Annotated in this window: 12 protein-coding genes; 7 read left to right on the plus strand and 5 right to left on the minus strand. The window is 67.1% G+C overall.

What is annotated here, in order from left to right; genetic code table 11:
- Positions 1 to 223 precede the first annotated feature (223 nt).
- Entirely contained in the window at positions 224 to 1,567 is a 1,344-nt protein-coding gene (locus AC5P5V_RS16025) for a dicarboxylate/amino acid:cation symporter (RefSeq protein ID WP_061479575.1), read from the minus strand.
- A 332-nt stretch (positions 1,568 to 1,899) separates the two neighbouring features.
- Between AC5P5V_RS16025 and AC5P5V_RS16030 the strand changes: the two genes are divergently transcribed.
- Both AC5P5V_RS16030 and AC5P5V_RS16035 read left to right on the plus strand, forming a co-directional pair.
- Positions 1,900 to 3,069, plus strand: a complete 1,170-nt coding sequence (locus AC5P5V_RS16030; protein ID WP_134968454.1) for an OprO/OprP family phosphate-selective porin — start codon at positions 1,900 to 1,902, stop codon at positions 3,067 to 3,069.
- Between the two features lie 66 nt (positions 3,070 to 3,135).
- Positions 3,136 to 5,778 carry a hybrid sensor histidine kinase/response regulator gene (locus tag AC5P5V_RS16035; RefSeq protein WP_231352289.1) on the plus strand — a complete coding sequence of 881 codons (2,643 nt, stop codon included), beginning with the start codon at positions 3,136 to 3,138 and terminating at the stop codon, positions 5,776 to 5,778.
- Between the two features lie 317 nt (positions 5,779 to 6,095).
- On the opposite strand, the gene AC5P5V_RS16040 is transcribed toward AC5P5V_RS16035, so the two are convergent.
- The 4 genes from AC5P5V_RS16040 to AC5P5V_RS16055 are packed head-to-tail and all read right to left on the minus strand — an operon-like array spanning position 6,096 to position 9,900.
- On the minus strand, positions 6,096 to 6,746 hold the full coding sequence (locus AC5P5V_RS16040; RefSeq protein WP_134968455.1) for a response regulator: 651 nt from the start codon (positions 6,744 to 6,746) through the stop codon (positions 6,096 to 6,098).
- A 28-nt stretch (positions 6,747 to 6,774) separates the two neighbouring features.
- On the minus strand, positions 6,775 to 7,830 hold the full coding sequence (locus AC5P5V_RS16045) for an ABC transporter substrate-binding protein (RefSeq protein WP_069139221.1): 1,056 nt from the start codon (positions 7,828 to 7,830) through the stop codon (positions 6,775 to 6,777).
- The gene (locus tag AC5P5V_RS16050; protein ID WP_134968456.1) at positions 7,827 to 9,218 is read right to left on the minus strand and encodes a sensor histidine kinase; all 1,392 of its coding nucleotides are present in this window, start codon (positions 9,216 to 9,218) and stop codon (positions 7,827 to 7,829) included. Before AC5P5V_RS16050 ends, AC5P5V_RS16045 begins: the two co-directional genes overlap by 4 nt.
- Positions 9,211 to 9,900 (minus strand): response regulator transcription factor, encoded by a 690-nt coding sequence (locus AC5P5V_RS16055; RefSeq protein WP_014038433.1) that lies wholly within the window; start codon positions 9,898 to 9,900, stop codon positions 9,211 to 9,213. Before AC5P5V_RS16055 ends, AC5P5V_RS16050 begins: the two co-directional genes overlap by 8 nt.
- A 242-nt stretch (positions 9,901 to 10,142) precedes the next feature.
- Here AC5P5V_RS16055 and AC5P5V_RS16060 point away from each other — a divergent pair, with 242 nt between their 5' ends.
- The 5 genes from AC5P5V_RS16060 to AC5P5V_RS16080 form a co-directional block, all read left to right on the plus strand.
- Positions 10,143 to 11,282, plus strand: a complete 1,140-nt coding sequence (locus AC5P5V_RS16060) for an OprO/OprP family phosphate-selective porin (protein ID WP_134968457.1) — start codon at positions 10,143 to 10,145, stop codon at positions 11,280 to 11,282.
- A 77-nt stretch (positions 11,283 to 11,359) separates the two neighbouring features.
- A complete protein-coding gene (locus tag AC5P5V_RS16065; protein ID WP_134968458.1) occupies positions 11,360 to 12,688 on the plus strand; it encodes a CitMHS family transporter in 1,329 nt (442 codons plus the stop codon).
- Positions 12,689 to 12,712: 24 nt separating this feature from the next.
- Positions 12,713 to 13,453: an acetoacetyl-CoA reductase gene (gene phbB, locus AC5P5V_RS16070; RefSeq protein ID WP_005419193.1), complete on the plus strand. Its 741-nt coding sequence runs from the start codon at positions 12,713 to 12,715 to the stop codon at positions 13,451 to 13,453.
- A 202-nt stretch (positions 13,454 to 13,655) separates the two neighbouring features.
- Entirely contained in the window at positions 13,656 to 15,953 is a 2,298-nt protein-coding gene (locus AC5P5V_RS16075; protein WP_134968459.1) for a TonB-dependent receptor, read from the plus strand.
- Between the two features lie 397 nt (positions 15,954 to 16,350).
- A partial coding sequence (locus tag AC5P5V_RS16080) for a transposase (protein ID WP_495215952.1) occupies positions 16,351 to 16,524 on the plus strand: 174 nt, incomplete at its 3' end.

Consider the following 16,524-nt stretch of genomic DNA (forward strand, 5'->3'; position numbering starts at 1 on the left):
GGTTACATGAATGGGCAGAAGGGACAGGGGATGATACCCCCGTTGGAGCGTCCGGACCTGTCGCTATCCTGTCGCAAGCATGCTGCGACCGCACAATTCCGTGCCGTATGCGACGGTACCGCGATACCAGCTTCGGCGCTGCCCATGACAGCCATGGGACGCCCTGAAACGCCGCGGGGCCGTACCACTGACGTGATCGGCCCCGCGGTACCACACACCTGGATCAGCCCTTGGCCGGCAGCGCCTCGGGCAGCGCATCGACCGGCGGCGGCAGTTCGCTCTCGCGGCCATCCAGCGCCAGCTGCAGGCGGTTGCGGTCCAGCGCGCCTTCCCAGCGCGAGACCACCACGGTGGCCACCGCATTGCCGATGAAATTGGTCAGCGAGCGGCATTCGCTCATGAAGCGGTCCACGCCCAGGATCAGCGCCATGCCAGCCACCGGCACCTCCGGCACCACGGCCAGGGTGGCGGCCAGGGTGATGAAACCGGCGCCGGTGACACCGGCCGCGCCCTTGGAGCTGAGCATGGCGACCAGCAGCAGGGCGATCTGGTGGCCCAGGGTCAGTTCGGTGTTGGTGGCCTGGGCGATGAACAGTGCCGCCAGGGTCATGTAGATGTTGGTGCCGTCCAGGTTGAACGAGTAGCCGGTCGGGACCACCAGGCCCACCACCGACTTGCTGCAGCCGGCGCGTTCCATCTTCTCCATCAGCGACGGCAGCGCCGACTCCGACGAGGAGGTGCCGAGCACCAGCAGCAGTTCGGCCTTCAGGTAGCGCGCCAGCTTGAACACCGAGAAGCCGCACAGGCGGCAGACCACACCGAGGATCACCGCCACGAACAGGAACGCGGTGAGGTAGAACGAGCCCACCAGCCAGGCGAGGTTGATCAGCGAGCCGACGCCGTACTTGCCGATGGTGAAGGCGATCGCACCGAAGGCACCGATCGGGGCGGCCTTCATCAGGATGTGCACCAGCTTGAACACCGGGGCGACCAGCGCCTCCAGGAAGTTCACGATCGGCTTGCCCTTCTCGCCCACTGATGCCAGCGCGATGCCGAACAGCACGGCCACGAACAGCACCTGCAGGATGTTGCCATCGACGAACGCGCTGATCAGTGTCTTCGGGATGATGTCCATCAGGAAGCCGACCAGGGTCAGGTCATGCGACTTCTCGACGTAGCTGTGCACTGCGGTCTGGTCCAGCTCGGCCGGGTTGATGTTCATGCCCGCGCCGGGCTGTACCACGTGCGCCACGATCATGCCGACAATCAGCGCCAGCGTGGAGAAGAACAGGAAGTACGCCATCGCCTTGGCGAACACCCGGCCCACCGTGCGCAGGTGGGTCATGCTGGCGATGCCGGTGACGATGGTGAGGAAGATCACCGGCGCGATGATCATCTTCACCAGGTTGATGAAGGCATCGCCGAGCGGCTTCATCTTCTCGCCGACCAGTGGCTCGTAATGGCCGAGGATGGCACCCAGGACGATCGCCACGATCACCTGGAAGTACAGCTGGCGATAGATCGGCAACGGCTTTGCAGGCACCGGTGCTGCGGTCGGGATGTGCATGGCGGACTCCGGAAGGGGCGTTTTCAGGCACGTACGGCCCCGGGACTGCACGGGAGCCGTTACCGTGGAAACTGATCGCAGGCCCTGTACTGCACGCACAGGGGGTGCGACCAATGGACGCCTTTGTACGCGCCAGGCACGCCGGCGCAGATAACCTATTGGTACTAGCCCCCCGGTTCAGGTGGCACAGGTGCCTACACTGGCGCCGCACCGCCCGGAAACGGGAAGGCCGGTGGCCCGGGCTGAACGGCTGGGCATGTCCCTGCGAAAGTTTCGGCCCCTGCGGCCGTTGATGTCCTGTCCACACGCAATCTGAGAGAGCCGCACCCTACATGCGCCCGAATCCCACCTTGCTGGCCCTGTCGCTGGCCGCCCTTCCCGCCTTCGCTTCGGCTGCCGATTTCGACAACTGGCCGACAAAGTACACCTTCGGCGATGGCACCGAGTTGGCCGCTACCGCCAACATCGCCTACGACTACAACGACTTTTCCTCGGCCAGTGGCCTCGAGGACGACGACGCCATGCGCCGCAAGGAATTCGGTGCGACGCTGAAGAAGAAGGGCGTGTACGACGCGATGGTCTACTACGACTTCCAGGCCGATACCTGGCTGGACGTGTTCGTGCGCTTCGAGAGCAAGGCCTTCTTCGGCCGTGACGTCGGCCGCTTCCGCTTCGGCTACATGAAGACGCCGGTCGGCCTGGATGCGAACACCTCTTCGCGTGCCGGCAGTTTCCTGGAAACCTCGCTGCCGGTGCAGGCCTTCTACGAAGGCCGCCGTACCGGTGTGGAATGGGTGCTGGAGCGCCCGCAGTACCTGCTGCAGGCAGGCGCCTATGGCGGCAAGGACCTGCAGGGCGACAACCCCGGCACCACCCAGGCGGTGCGTGCGGTGTGGACGCCGGTGAAGGCACCGGGTGACGTTATCCACCTGGGCCTGGCCTACTCGCAGGAGAACCCACGCGGCTACAGCGATGGCCGCGACGTGCACCACGAGGCCAGCGCGCGCCTGCGCGCGCGCCCGGAAGCCGGCCTGACCGACATCCGCTACGTCGATTCCGGCGCGCTGGTCACTGCCGACCAGATCCGCCGCACCGGCCTGGAAGGCATCTGGATCCGCGGCCCGTTCTCGCTGCAGGCCGAAGCGCTGCGCGCCACGGTCACCCGCCATGACGGCAAGCCCGACTTCACCGGCAGCGGCCAGTACGCGATGGCCAGCTGGGTGCTGACCGGCGAATCGCGGCCGTACAACGCCGGCGCGGTGGCCAACATCAAGCCGGCTCACAACTACGGTGCGGTCGAACTGGTGGCGCGTTACAGCCGCCTGGACCTCGACGATGGTGACATCCTGGGTGGCCGCCAGCACGACCTGACGTTGGGTGCGAACTGGTACCTGACCAGCCACTTCAAGTTCCAGGCCAACTACGTGAAGGTCGACGCCAGCCGTCGTGGCGTGCACAGCACGCCGGAGATCTTCGAACTGCGCGCGCAGATGCACTTCTGACCCCTTCCACGTCAGACCCCGGCGGGCGTGCACGCCACGCCCGCCGGCCCTGCGTAGACTGCCGCCATGTATTGGCTCAGCCGCCACCGGATGCTGTTGCTGACCATCCTGGTGATGGTCGGTGGCACCGTGCTGTGCGCGGTCGCCGCTGGCCATTACGCCTGGCGGCGCGCGCTCGGCGACGAAAGCAGCCAGGTGCAACGCCAGCTGCAACTGTATGGCCAGGGCCTGCAACAGCGCATCGACCGCTTCGGCACCTTGCCGCAGGTCATGGCGCTGGATCCGGATCTGCTGCACGCACTGCGTGTGCCGCCCTCGCCCGGCGAACGGCAGCGACTGAACCTCAAGCTGCAACGTGCCAATGAAGTCACCCGGGCCTCGACCCTGACCCTGGTCGGCCACGATGGTGTGGCGGTGGCGGCCAGCAACTGGGACCAACCGACCAGCAACGTCGGCGAGAACTACAGCTACCGCCCCTACTACCGCCAAGCGCTGGCGCAGGGCCGTGGTCGCTTCTACGGCATCGGCATGACCACCGGGGTGCCCGGCTATTACCTTTCGCAGGCCATCGAGGATGACGGCAAGCGGCTCGGCGTGGTGGTGATCAAGGTCGAGCTGTCCGCGCTGGAACAGGAATGGTTGAGCAGCCCGGACGTGGTGCTGGCCAGCGACGACCATGACGTCGTGTTCCTGGCCAACCGGGACAGCTGGCGCTACCGGCTGCTGCGTCCGCTACGTGCCGGTGAGCGCCGCGAAATGCTCGATGCCCGTCAGTACGCCGACCGTGCCCTGCAGCCCTTGCGTGCACGTACCGAAGACGTGCTGTCCGATGGCGGCCGCATGGTGCGGCTGCTGGATCCTGCGCTGCCGCAGCCGATGCTGTGGCAAAGCCTGGCGCTGCCCGCCGAAGGCTGGAACCTGCACCTGCTGCACGACGCCGGCGCCGCTACTGCAGCAGGTCGCGCGGCCGCCCTGACCGGCGGTGCCGCGTGGCTGGCCTTGGGCTTCCTGGTGCTGTTCGTGCAGCAGCGCAGGCGCCTGGCCAAGCATCGCCTGCGCAGCCGCCGCGAACTGGAAACCCTGCTCAAGCAGCACGCACAGGAGCTGCGCACCGCACAGGATGGCCTGCTGCAGGCCGCCACCGACGCCGACAGTGGTCTCAGCCGCAGCCTCGAACACCTGCCGCAGGGTGTGGTGGTGATCGACCGCGACCTGCGCCTGGTCGCGTGGAATTCGCGCTATCTGGAACTGTTCCGGTTCCCGGCAGACCTGGTGCGCGTGGGCCGGCCGATCGAGGAACTGTTCCGTTTCAATGCCCGTCGTGGCCTGCTCGGTCCCGGCCCGGTGGACGAGGCCATCGAGCGCCGCCTGAACCACCTGCGCAGTGGCCGCCCGCACATGCGCGAGAGCGAAAAGGACGACGGCACGGTGCTGGAGATCCGCGGCAATCCGCTGCCCGACGGCGGCTTCGTCACCAGCTATGCGGACATCACCAGCTACAAGAACGCTGCGCGCGAACTACGCTCGCTGGCCGATGCGCTGGAACACCGCATCGCCGAACGCACCCGCGACCTGGACGAGGCGCGGCGCGAGGCCGAGCAGGCCAACCGCTACAAGACCCGCTTCGTCGCCTCGGCGGTGCACGACCTGCTGCAGCCGCTCAACGCTGCGCGCATGTTCGTCTCAGTGCTGCGCGGCAAGCTGGGCGACCCGGCGCAGCAGCAGACTGCCGATCATATCGATGCCGCGCTGGCGGCGCAGGACGCGATCCTCAACAGCCTGCTGGATATCGCGCGGCTGGAATCAGGCAGCCTGCCCACCCGCGTACAGGCGTTCCGGCTGGGCCCCCTGCTGCAGACGCTGGCGCGCGAGTTCGGCATCGCCGCGCAGTCACGCGGGCTGGTGGTGGACTGGGTCGATACCCATGCCGTGGTGGTCAGCGACGAAGCGCTGCTGCGCCGCATCCTGCAGAATTTCCTGTCCAATGCACTGCGCTACAGCGAGCGCGGCCGCGTGCTGCTTGGCTGCCGCCGCCGTGAAGGACTGCTGTGGATCGAAGTGCACGACCAGGGCCCGGGTATTCCCGACGCGTTGCAGGGCGAGATCTTCGAGGAGTTCCGACGCCTGCACGACGGCCAGCAGCGCGGCGCCGGCCTTGGCCTGGCCATTGTCGACCGCATCGGCCGCCTCCTCGGCCATCCGATCCGGCTGCGCTCGCAGCTGGGCCGGGGCAGCGTGTTCGCGGTAGGCGTACCGTTCGGCGAAGCCAGCGCGATTCCGGCCACCGCGCCTGCGCCGGTACTGGCGCAGGAACCGGGCGCGGACAACCCGCTGCGTGGGCGTCGGGTGTGGGTGATCGACGACGATCCGCACGTGTGTGCGGCCAGCCGTGCGCTGCTGGAGCGCTGGGGCTGCGAGGTGGCGCTGGCCGATGGGCCACCGGCGGCGCTGCAGTTGGCCAGTGCCGAGACGGTTCCGGAGCTGGTGCTGCTGGATGTGCGCATGGGCGATCACCACGGGCCGGTGCTGTACGAGACGCTGGCGGAGTTGTGGCAGGCACGCCCGCCGGTGGTGCTGGTCACTGCAGAGCGCGATGCGGGATTGCGTGAGATGGCCGCCGAGCGCGGCTGGGGAATGATGGCCAAGCCGGTAAAGCCGCCTGCGCTGCGGGCGCTGATGAGTCAGTTGTTGATCCGGCATCGCGGGTAGTTTCCAGCCAACGGCGCAGCCCATCTACCCGGCCACGGACACGTGCCGTGCGCGTCCACCCGCGGAGAAGAAAATAAGATCAAAAGCGAGTCGCGCGCTGCGCTTGCTTGTGTAGAGCCGAGCCCATGCTCGGCTTCACCGACCAGCCAGAAAGCAGCCGAGCGTGGGCTCGGCTCTACAAAAAGCGGCCTGCCAGGCTGCCTTTGCTTTTGATCCTCTTTTCTCTTCCGTGGGTGGACGCGCACGGAACCTGCCCGGCCTCCCCCATGAACTGCTCTACGTGTCTACCCACGAGGGGCTATGCCGTTGGCTGGAAACTACAGCCCGATGCCGGCGTCGCCTTCAGGCTCCAGCGCCTTCACCAGCACCGCGGCCTGGGTGCGGCTATGGCACTCGAGTTTTTTCAGGATGGCGGTGACATGCACCTTCACCGTGTTCTCAGCCAGCCCCAGCGTGTAGGCGATCTGCTTGTTGAGCAGGCCATCGGCCAGGCAGAGCAGCACGCGGAACTGCTGCGGGGTCAGCTGGGCCAGGCGGCTGGCCAGCAGCGCATCGGCCTCCGAGCGCTCGGCGGCCATTGCCGGGAACCACAGGCCGCCGTCGAGCACCGCCTGCACGGCCTCGCCGATGGTCTCGGCCGGGGCCGACTTCGGGATGAAACCGGCCGAGCCGAACTGCTGGGCACGGCGGATCACCCGCGGATGGTCGTTGGACGAGAGGATCACCACCGGGATATCCGGATGCGAGCCGCGCACGTGCAGCAGTGCGGAAAAACCGTGTGCGCCGGGCATGGTCAGGTCGAGCAGCACCAGGTCCACGTCCGGTTGTGCATCCAGCACCTCTGCCAATGCCTCGGCGCTGGCCACCTCGCGCACCTGCGCCAGCGGCAGGCTCTGCCGCAAGGACTGCACCACCGCAGAACGCAGCAGCGGGTGGTCATCGGCGATCAGGATGGTGTATTCGCTCATGCCGCCATTGTACGGGCAGGTCGCCGCCTCAGCGCCCGGCCGGCTCGACGCTGCTGCGCCAGGCATCGAGGAACTGGCGACGCTTGAGCGCGTCCAGGTACACCAGCAGGCCCGGGCCGAGCTGGATCGGACGGCGGCTGCGGCCGGGCGCATCGTCACCGCGTGCGTTGCCGGTCACGATCGGCATCAGCCGCGCCTCGCGCGACAGCACCTGCTGGCCACGCGGCGACAGCAGGTAATCGAGGAAGCGCCGCGCTTCTTCCGGGTGCGGGCCGGTGCGCGGGATCACCGCGGTGCGCAGCACCACCAGCGTGTAGTCCTCGGGCTCGATGATGGCCAGTGGCGCGCCGGCATCGACACGTGCCTGCGCGTAGGAGCCGAGCACGTTGTAGACCAGCGACAGCTGGCCACTGGCCACCTGGTCCAGCAGCACGCCAGTACGCTCCTCGCGCACCACGTCGTTGTCGCCGAGCGCGCCCAGCAGCGCGCCGGCAATGCTGCCGCGCTGCGCGTCCTGGGTCGCCAGCAGGTAGCCGACACTGCTGCGCTCGATGTCATAGGTGCCGACCTTGCCGCGCAGCGGTGCACCTTCAGCACGCAGCCGGTCCAGCAGCTGGCGGCGCGTGTGCGGCACCTTCGCTGCCGGCAGTGCGCGGGTGTTGTAGACCATCACCACCGGCTCGTAGCTGATGCCGAATGCCTCGTTGCGCCATTGCGCCCACGCCGGCAGCGCCGCGGTCTGCGCCGAGCGGTGCGGCAGCGCATGGCCATCGTTGACCAGCTTGGTCTGCAGGTCCATGCCGCTGGAGATCAGCAGGTCCGGTGATGCCGGCCCGCCACGGTCGTGCAGGTAACGCGCGTACAGGTCCTGGGTGATGATGTCCTCGTACACCACTTCGGTGCCGGGATGAAGGCGCTGGTAGTCGGCGATGACCACCGCGAACACTTCGATGTCGGTGGTGCCGTGGATGCGCAGCTGCGCGGTGGCCGCTCCCTGTGCGGGAAAACGGCGCACATCGCCGGGCGCGGCCAACACCGGCAGGGCCAGCAGCAGCGCAACAGTCGTCGCGAACAAGCGGATCATGGACTGCTCCGGGGCAGGCGGATGGTGGCGACCAGCCCGCCCTGCGGGCGGTTGCTCAGGTCAATGCGGCCGCCATGGCTGTCGACCACGCGCTTGACGATGGCCAGGCCCAGCCCGGCACCGCCGGATGGCGCGCCTTCGCCACGGGCGAAACGCTCGAATACGCGCTCGGCATCGGCCGGGGCGATGCCTGCGCCGTGGTCGGCGATGGTCAGCACGGCATGCTCGCCTTCCACGGTAAGGGCAATCTGCAAGTCGCCGTCACCGCCGTACTTCAATGCGTTGTCGACCAGGTTCTTGATCGCCTCGCGCAGCAGCAGCGCATCGCCGTGCACCAGTGCCGGTTCGGCGGTCATCGCCAACTGCACGCGTGGCGCCGGACCGGCCTGCGGCAGCGCTTCATGCAAGGCCTGGTGCACGGTCTCGGCCAGGTCCACCGCTGCAAAGCGCTGCAGATGCGAACGATGGATCACGCTGGCATCGCTGAGCAGCTGGTTCAGCAGCCGGCTCATATGGGTGGCGTTGCGCTCGATCGCCTGCAGGCTGCGCCGCATGTCCTCCGGATCGTCATCATCCAGCGCCAGCTGTGCCTGTGCGCGCAATGCAGCCAGCGGCGTGCGCATCTGGTGCGCAGCCTCGGCCATGAACGCGCGCAGTGTCTCGTTGCTGCTGGACAGGCGTTCCATGAAGCGGTTCAGCGCCGCCACCATCTGGTCCATCTCGCGCGGAACGCGGGCATCCAGCGGCTTCAGGTCGGACGGCTCCCGTCGCGACAGCTCGCGCTCCACCCGCACCAGCGGCCGGAATGCGCGATGCACGCCGAACGCCACCAGTGCCAGCAGCAGCCCGGACAGCACGCTGATCGCGAGCAATGCGCGATTGACCATGTCCTGCGCGACCGCTTCGCGCGCACGCCGGGTCTGGCCGACCTGGACCTGCACCTCGCCCTGCGCCGAGGCAGCGGCGAAGCTGCGACCGACCACCACGAAGCGCACGGTCTCGCCGCTGTAGGTGGCATCGAACAGCTGCGGCTGGGTACCGGGCCGGCGCGGCGGTGCCGGCAGGTCGCCATAGCCGGTGATCAGGTTGCCGCGGTTGTCGGCCACCCTGTAGAACACGCGGTCTTCCGGTGCCATCGCCAGCAGGTCCAACGCCGCATACGGCAGATCGACCTGCCACTGGCCATCGACCAGGGCCACCGAATCGGCAATGGACAGCGCCGAGGACACCAGCAGGTGATCGTAGGATCGATTGGCGGCGCGCTGGCCGTAATCGCGCGCGGCGAACAGCAGGGCCACTGCGAACACCGCCAGCAGCACGCCGAGGTAGAGCAGCAGCGTGCGCCGCAGCGAGCCCGGCGCGGCCGTTGCAGCGCGCATGTCAGCCATCGGCGTCGGCACTGGCGTCGCTGGCTTCCAGCAGATAGCCGACACCGCGCACCGTGGTGATGCGCAACGGTGCGCCGGCCAGCTTCTTTCTCAGGCGGCCAACATACAACTCGATGGCATTCGGGCCCGCTTCGTCATCGAAACCGAACAGGCCGTTGCCGATCTCATCCTTGCCGACCACTTGGCCGAGGCGCCCGACCAGGATCTCCAGCAGGCGGTACTCGCGGTTGGGCAGTTCGATCGGTTCGCCGTCGAGGCTGACCCGGTGCGCAGCGTTGTCGAACTGGAAGCCGCCGATCTGCACCACTTCGCTGGCCTGGCCACGCGCACGCCGCAGCAGCACGCGGCAGCGCGCTTCGAACTCGCGGAAATCGAATGGCTTGCCCAGGTAATCGTCGGCACCGACATCCAGCGCCTGCACGCGATCCTCGATGCCATCGCGCGCGGTCAGCATCAGCACCGGCGTGCTGTCACCGCGCTCGCGCATGCCGGCCAGCACGCGCAGGCCATCGAGCTTGGGCAGGCCGATGTCCAGCACCACCAGGTCGAAGCTCTGGTAGCGCAGCACGCTGGCGGCGGCCAGGCCATCAGCCTGCCAGTCCACAGCGTGCCCGCTGCGGCGCATCCGGCGGATGATCGCATCGGCCAGATCCGGGTTGTCTTCGACCAGCAGCAGGCGCATGGGCACACGGGTGGGAGGGGAACCGAATGCTACCGCATGCCGCCGCCGCGCTTGCCGGGTGTGGCCCAGTGAGCGCAGCGGCCGGATTTACGCTGCACCGCACAAACCGCTGACAGGACGATGACAGCTTGCCCGACCCAGACTGCGGCCGCGCACCGTCCGGTGCCCACGATTGCCGCGCGCCTGGCGCGCACCTGGGAGGGTTTGTGGAATTCACGTTTGCCTGGCGGCGTCCTGCCGCCATGATGGCGCTGGCTGCCCTGTCGGCGCCGGCCTTCGCTGCCGAAGACGACCGCCCGGTCACCGCCACTCTCGGTGGCCGCCTGCACCTGGACTTCGCCACCTTCGACAACGACAACCGCGGCACCCCGAACAAGGACGACACCGAGATCCGTCGTGCCTGGCTGGACGTGTCCGGCAGGTTCTTCGTGGTCGACTACAAGCTGGAAGCCGACTTCTCCGGCGACCGCGTCGAGGCCAAGGACGTGTACCTGGCGCGCAGCTTCGGCAAGGCCGGCAAGCTGACCGTGGGCCAGTTCAAGCAGTACTTCTCGCTGGATGACCGTACCAGCTCCAACTACGGCAGCTTCCTGGAGCGCGGCAACGCCGGCACCACGCTGGCGCCGCTGTACCGCCTGGGTGCGTCCTGGCAGGCCAACCCGGGTGACTTCACCTGGGCGGCCAGCATCTACAGCCTGGAGAGCATCGACGCCTGGCAGGTGAAGGGCCGCGCGGCGGGTGGTCGCGTCACCTGGGCGCCCTCGCCCAGCGACGGTGACGTGCTGCACCTGGGCCTGTCGCTGGCCCGCGAGGCCTACGACAACCCGGGGGCCAACGGCGTGCCCGGCCTGCGTATCCGCCCGCGCCCGGCCGGTCACCTGTCCGACAACAGCCGCCTGACCCTGGTCGACTTCTCCGCCGGCCGCGATACCGACGTCAACAAGTGGTCGCTGGAATACGCGCAGGTGCGCGGCCCGTTGTCGTGGCAGGGCGAGTTCAGTGGCGCCACCTTCGATGACGGTGCGCAGCGTGGCGACGTGATGGCCGCCTACGGCATGGTCAGCTGGTTCGTCACCGGCGAAAGCCGTGCCTACGACCGCAAGACCGGCCGCTTTGCGCGGGTGAAGGACATCCGCCACAAGGCCGGTGCCTTCGAAGTAGCGCTGCGCTACGACCAGATGTGGGGTGCGCAGCATCTCGATGGTGCGCCGGACCTGCGCCGTGGCAGCACCGAAGCGTGGACGCTGGGTGGCAACTGGTACCTGCGCGACAACCTGCGCTTCATGCTCAACGTGATCGAAAGCCGCAATCGCGACCGCCTGGCCGGGGTCACAGTGGACCGCACGCGCGCGGTCACCGGCCGCCTGCAGTACGACTTCTAAGCCAGCTGTCCCGGGCAAACCGACCGCCCCCCCCTTCCACTCCCCCACATCCTGTTTTCGCAAGGAGTCCGCAGATGATGCTGAGCATCCTCGGCTTTGGCATGGTCATTACGTTCATGTACTTGATCATGAGCAAACGCCTGTCGCCGCTCGTCGCCCTGATCACCATCCCCATCCTGTTCGCGCTGATCGGCGGCTTCGGTGCCGGCATCGACGAGATGATGCTGGAGGGCATCAAGAAGATCGCGCCGACCGGCGTGATGCTGATGTTCGCCATCCTCTACTTCGGGGTGATGATCGACGCCGGCCTGTTCGATCCGCTGGTACGGGTGATCCTGCGCTTCGTCAAGGGCGATCCGATGAAGATCGTGCTCGGCACCGCAGTGCTGGCGATGCTGATCTCGCTCGATGGCGACGGTTCGACCACCTACATGATTACCGTCTCGGCGATGCTGCCGCTGTACCAGCGCCTCGGCATGAACGCGCTGAACATGACCTGCGTGACCATCCTGGCCGGCGGCGTGATGAACCTGACCCCGTGGGGCGGCCCGACCGCACGCGCGGCCACCGCGCTGCACGTGGACCCGGCCGATGTGTTCGTGCCGCTGATCCCGTCGATGGTGATCGCCTGTGCCGGCGTGCTGCTGCTGGCCTGGTACCTGGGCCTGAAGGAACGCCGTCGCCTTGGCGTGGTGACCCTGCCCAAGGGCGGCAGCTGGCTGGACAACAGCGTGTCCGATGACAGCAATCCGCTGCCGACCGTGGAAGACGCCGAGGACATCAAGCGTCCGAAGCTGCTGTGGGTCAACCTGGCCCTGACCGTGGCGCTGATGACCGCGCTGATCATCGGCGTGCTGCCGATGCCGGTGCTGTTCATGGTCGGCTTCGCCATCGCCCTGGTGATCAACTACCCGAACCTGGCCGAACAGCGCCGCCGCGTGGTCAACCACGCCGGCAACGTGCTGTCGGTGGTGTCGCTGATCTTCGCCGCGGGCATCTTCACCGGCATCCTCAACAACACCGGCATGGTCGAGGCGATGTCACACAGCTTCCTGGCGGTGATTCCGGAGTCGTGGGGCCCGTACCTGGCGGTGATCACCGCCGTGGCATCGATGCCGTTCACCTTCTTCATGTCCAACGACGCGTTCTACTTCGGCGTGCTGCCGATCCTGTCCGAGGCCGCCGGCAACTACGGCATCACCCCGGTGGAGATGGCGCGCGCCTCGCTGGCCGGCCAGCCGGTGCACCTGCTCAGCCCGCTGGTACCGTCCACCTACCTGCTGGTGGGCCTGGCCAAGGTCGAATTCGCCGACCACCAGAAGTTCACCCTGAAGTGGGCCATCGCCATTTCGATGCTGCTGATGATCGGCAGCCTGGTGTTCGGCCTGTATCCCCTCGCCGCCTGACCCTTTGCCAAGGAGCCTTCTGCAATGACGCTTCGAATCGCTTACGTCACCAGTGGAATGGGCAGTGTCGGTACTGCCATCTGCCAGAGCCTGGCCCGCAGCGGCCACACCGTGGTCGCCGGCTGCGCGCCCAACTCGCCGCGCAAGGCCAACTGGCTGCGCGAGCAGCGCGAACAGGGCTTCGACTTCATCGCCTCCGAAGGCAACGCCACCGACTGGGCCTCGACCAGCGCCGCGTTCGCCAAGGTCCGTGCAGAAGTCGGTGAGGTGGACGTGCTGGTCAACAACTCCGGCGGCAGCCGCGACCTTCTTTTCCGGCAGATGACGGTGGAAGACTGGAACGCGGTGATCGCCTCCAACCTCAATGCGCTGTTCAACCTGACCAAGCAGGTGGTCGATGGCATGGCCACGCGCGGCTGGGGCCGCATCATCAACATCGGTTCGGTCAGCGCCCACAAGGGCCAGATCGGCCAGGTGAACTACGCCACCGCCAAGGCCGCGATGCACGGTTTCAGCCGTGCACTGGCCGCCGAAGTGGCCTCGCGCGGGGTCACCGTCAACACGCTGTCGCCAGGCTACATCGCCAGCCAGGCGATCAGCAGCTTCCCGCCGGATGTACTGGATCGGCTGGCCGCCTCGGTGCCGGTGCGCCGGCTGGGTCGGCCCGAGGAAGTGGCCGGCCTGTGCGCGTGGCTGGCCTCGGATGAAGCCTCGTACGTGACCGGTGCCGACTATCCGGTCAACGGTGGCCTGTACATGGGTTGAGCCCTCCCCCACGGAGTGCGCGGGGCCGGTGAATCTTCGTTCGCGAGGGGGATCCGGCCCCTTTTTCTATCGGGTTGCAGGACACGCACGGGGGCCTGCGTCGTTCGTTGGTTTCTCGTAAAGAAGGTTTCATGTTCCGTTCGCATAGTGGCCATGCACCGCGCACCCGTGCCGGTGACCACCCCCCATGCAACGGACCATCATGCAGACCCGACACCTGACGATCGCCGTGGCGATCGCGCTCTTCGCCGCCGCCAGCGCACATGCCGCCACCACCGCCGATACCGGCACCAGCACCGAAGCCGCGCTGAGCGCGCAGACGCTGGATACCGTCTCCGTGATCGGCCAGGGCGAGACCCGCCAGGTACAGCGCATCACCGCCGTCGACAAGCAGGTGCTGCCGCCGGGCTCCAGTGGCCAGAAGATCCTCGACCGCCTGCCGGGCGTGTCGGTGCAGTCCAACGACGCCTTCGGCGCCAACGAAGAATCGCAGACCATCAGCCTGCGCGGCTTCGACAAGAGCCGCCTCGGCTACACGCTTGATGGCATTCCGCTGGGTGACAACAGCTACGGCAACTACAACGGCCTGAGCATTGCCCGCGCGATCATCGCCGAGAACCTGGCCGGCGCAGAGTTGTCGCAGGGCATCGGCTCGCTGGGCGTGGCTTCGACCAGCAACCTGGGCGGCACCATCCAGTACTTCTCGATGGACCCGTCCACCGAATTCGGTGGCCGCGCCAGCGTCACCGTGGGTGACAACAACCAGCGTCGCGGCTACCTGCGCGTGGATACCGGCGACCTCAACGGCTTCTCGGCCTATGTGTCCGGCGTGCACCAGGACCAGGACATGTGGGCGGCGCCGTACCAGAACCAGACCACCCGCCAGTTCAACGCCAAGGCCGTGTGGAATGTCGGCGACCACCGTTTCGGTGCGTTCGTGGCGACCTCGCGCGCCAGCCAGGCCAACTACGCCTACCTGTCCAAGGACATGCTGGCCCGCGGCCTGGGCTATGACTGGAACATCTACGCGCCGGACTGGGATCGCGCCGTCGCCGCCGCGTACTGCGCGCCGGGCACCTACAACAAGGCGCGCTGCAGGTTCAGCGGCGGCGTCAACAGCATCGACGATGCGTACTACCAGAGCCGTGCACTGCGCGACGACAACCTGTATTCGGTCGATGCCGACCTGCGCCTGGGCGAGCAGGGTCGCCTGAAGCTGCTGGCCTACCACCACGACAACCGTGGCCAGGGCCACTGGTGGGCACCGGGCCAGCCGTCCTACCCGGGCACCGACAGGATGCTGCCGATTTCGATCCGCAGCACCAACTACACGATCAACCGCGATGGTCTGACCGCCGCGCTGTCGTGGACGGTGGGCATCCACGAACTGGAAGCCGGCCTGTGGTACGAGCAGAACGACCACAACGTCTCGCGCAACTTCTACTACATCAGTGGCCCGTTCCTGGACGACCTGTACCTGAAGAACCCGGACCGCCTGCTGTTCAACCAGGACTTCGACATCCGCACGCGCCAGTTCTACGTGCAGGACCGCATGCGCTTCCTGGACCAGCGCCTGACCGTGGACGTGGGCATCAAGAGCCCGAACACCCGCATGCGCGCCACCGCCCAGCCGGGCGTGGAAACCCGCATCGCCTCGGGCACGCTGACCGCCAAGAAGTCGGTGCTGCCGCAGGTGGGCCTGGGTTTCAAGCTCAACGCCAACAATGAACTGTTTGCCTCGTACGCCGAGAACATCGCCGCCTTTGTCGGTGGCGGCAGCGGTGGCCCGCTGCAGGTGTCGCCGGAATCGTTCGCGGCCAGCGCCGGGCTGGAACCGGAGAAGTCTAAGAGCCTGGAAGCCGGCTTCCGTACCTTCGGCGAGAAGTACCAGGCCTCGATCGCCGCCTACAACGTGAAATTCGACAACCGCCTGCTGTCGCTGAACCCGTGCTCGAGCATCGAAGTCGGCACGCGTCCGGAGTGCGTGACGCGCTTCATCAACGTCGGTTCGGTAAAGAGCCACGGCGCGGAACTGACCTTCATCCTCAAGCCGATCGACGGCCTGCAGTGGTACAACGCGCTGTCCTGGAACAAGACCACCTACGAGGATGACTACACCTCGGGCGGCGCGATCGTGCCGGTGGCCGGCAAGATCACGGTGGATACGCCGCAGCGCATGGCCTCCAGCGAGATCAGCTGGAACCGCGATGGCTTCTTCGCCAGCCTGCGTGCCAAGTACACCGGCAAGCGCTACTACACCTACACCAACGACCAGTCGGTGCCGGGCGTGACCACCTTCGACGCCGGTGCAGGCTACGACTTCGGCCCGGGCCTGGGCCTGCGCAACGTTCGGGTGTCGTTGAATGCGACCAACCTGACCAACAAGCGCTACGCCGGCCAGCTGAGCTCGTTCGCACCCACCGATCCGAAGGGCACGCGCTATGCGATCCATGCGAGCGCGCCGCGGCAGCTGTTCATGACGGTGGCGGCGGAGTTCTAAATCGAAAGCGTTGCTCCGTGGCGTCTTGATTATCATCGCGGGGCAGAGCCGGATGGGCCGGCGCAGGACACGCCGTAAACCCATCCATGGGGGCTCGATGGCGCCATCCATGGCGCCAACGGTCCTGCGCCGGCCCATCCGACCCTGCTCGACGGCTTCCCGCGCCACGGTGCGGAAGGCAAAGAAGAGCAAAAGCAAAGAGCCGGGCATTGCCCGGCTCTTTGCTTTTCAAGCGCAATCCCTTCGGCGCGGTGATGTGCTGCCGCCCGCGCGGGAAACTGTCTGGCGGCGGTGGGGCACCCTGGCCAGGACCGTGAGGCGCATGGATGCGCCGATCGAGCCCCCATGGTGAAGTGACCCCCGGGAGTTGGACATCAGATCCAACCCCGAGGGATACATGAACAGATACGACGCGCGTTTCAAACTGCAAGTCGCCAAAGAGGCCTGCAAGACCTCCACATCGGTCAAAGCCGTTGCTCGTCGCTACGGCCTGGAGTTCTCCACGGTCAGGCGCTGGGTGGCGACCTATCGGCTGCATGGTTGGCGCGGGTTTCGCCGCCAGGCCCAGTCC

The organism is Stenotrophomonas sp. YJH_SMC_130 (genome assembly GCF_059369035.1).

Bases quoted from the DNA above. Each gene is read 5' to 3' on its own strand.
- AC5P5V_RS16025 (WP_061479575.1), bottom strand. From the start codon at position 1,567: ATGCACATCCCGACCGCAGCACCGGTGCCTGCAAAGCCGTTGCCGATC.
- AC5P5V_RS16030 (WP_134968454.1), top strand. From the start codon at position 1,900: ATGCGCCCGAATCCCACCTTGCTGGCCCTGTCGCTGGCCGCCCTTCCC.
- AC5P5V_RS16035 (WP_231352289.1), top strand. From the start codon at position 3,136: ATGTATTGGCTCAGCCGCCACCGGATGCTGTTGCTGACCATCCTGGTG.
- AC5P5V_RS16040 (WP_134968455.1), bottom strand. From the start codon at position 6,746: ATGAGCGAATACACCATCCTGATCGCCGATGACCACCCGCTGCTGCGT.
- AC5P5V_RS16045 (WP_069139221.1), bottom strand. From the start codon at position 7,830: ATGATCCGCTTGTTCGCGACGACTGTTGCGCTGCTGCTGGCCCTGCCG.
- AC5P5V_RS16050 (WP_134968456.1), bottom strand. From the start codon at position 9,218: ATGGCTGACATGCGCGCTGCAACGGCCGCGCCGGGCTCGCTGCGGCGC.
- AC5P5V_RS16055 (WP_014038433.1), bottom strand. From the start codon at position 9,900: ATGCGCCTGCTGCTGGTCGAAGACAACCCGGATCTGGCCGATGCGATC.
- AC5P5V_RS16060 (WP_134968457.1), top strand. From the start codon at position 10,143: ATGATGGCGCTGGCTGCCCTGTCGGCGCCGGCCTTCGCTGCCGAAGAC.
- AC5P5V_RS16065 (WP_134968458.1), top strand. From the start codon at position 11,360: ATGCTGAGCATCCTCGGCTTTGGCATGGTCATTACGTTCATGTACTTG.
- phbB (WP_005419193.1), top strand. From the start codon at position 12,713: ATGACGCTTCGAATCGCTTACGTCACCAGTGGAATGGGCAGTGTCGGT.
- AC5P5V_RS16075 (WP_134968459.1), top strand. From the start codon at position 13,656: ATGCAGACCCGACACCTGACGATCGCCGTGGCGATCGCGCTCTTCGCC.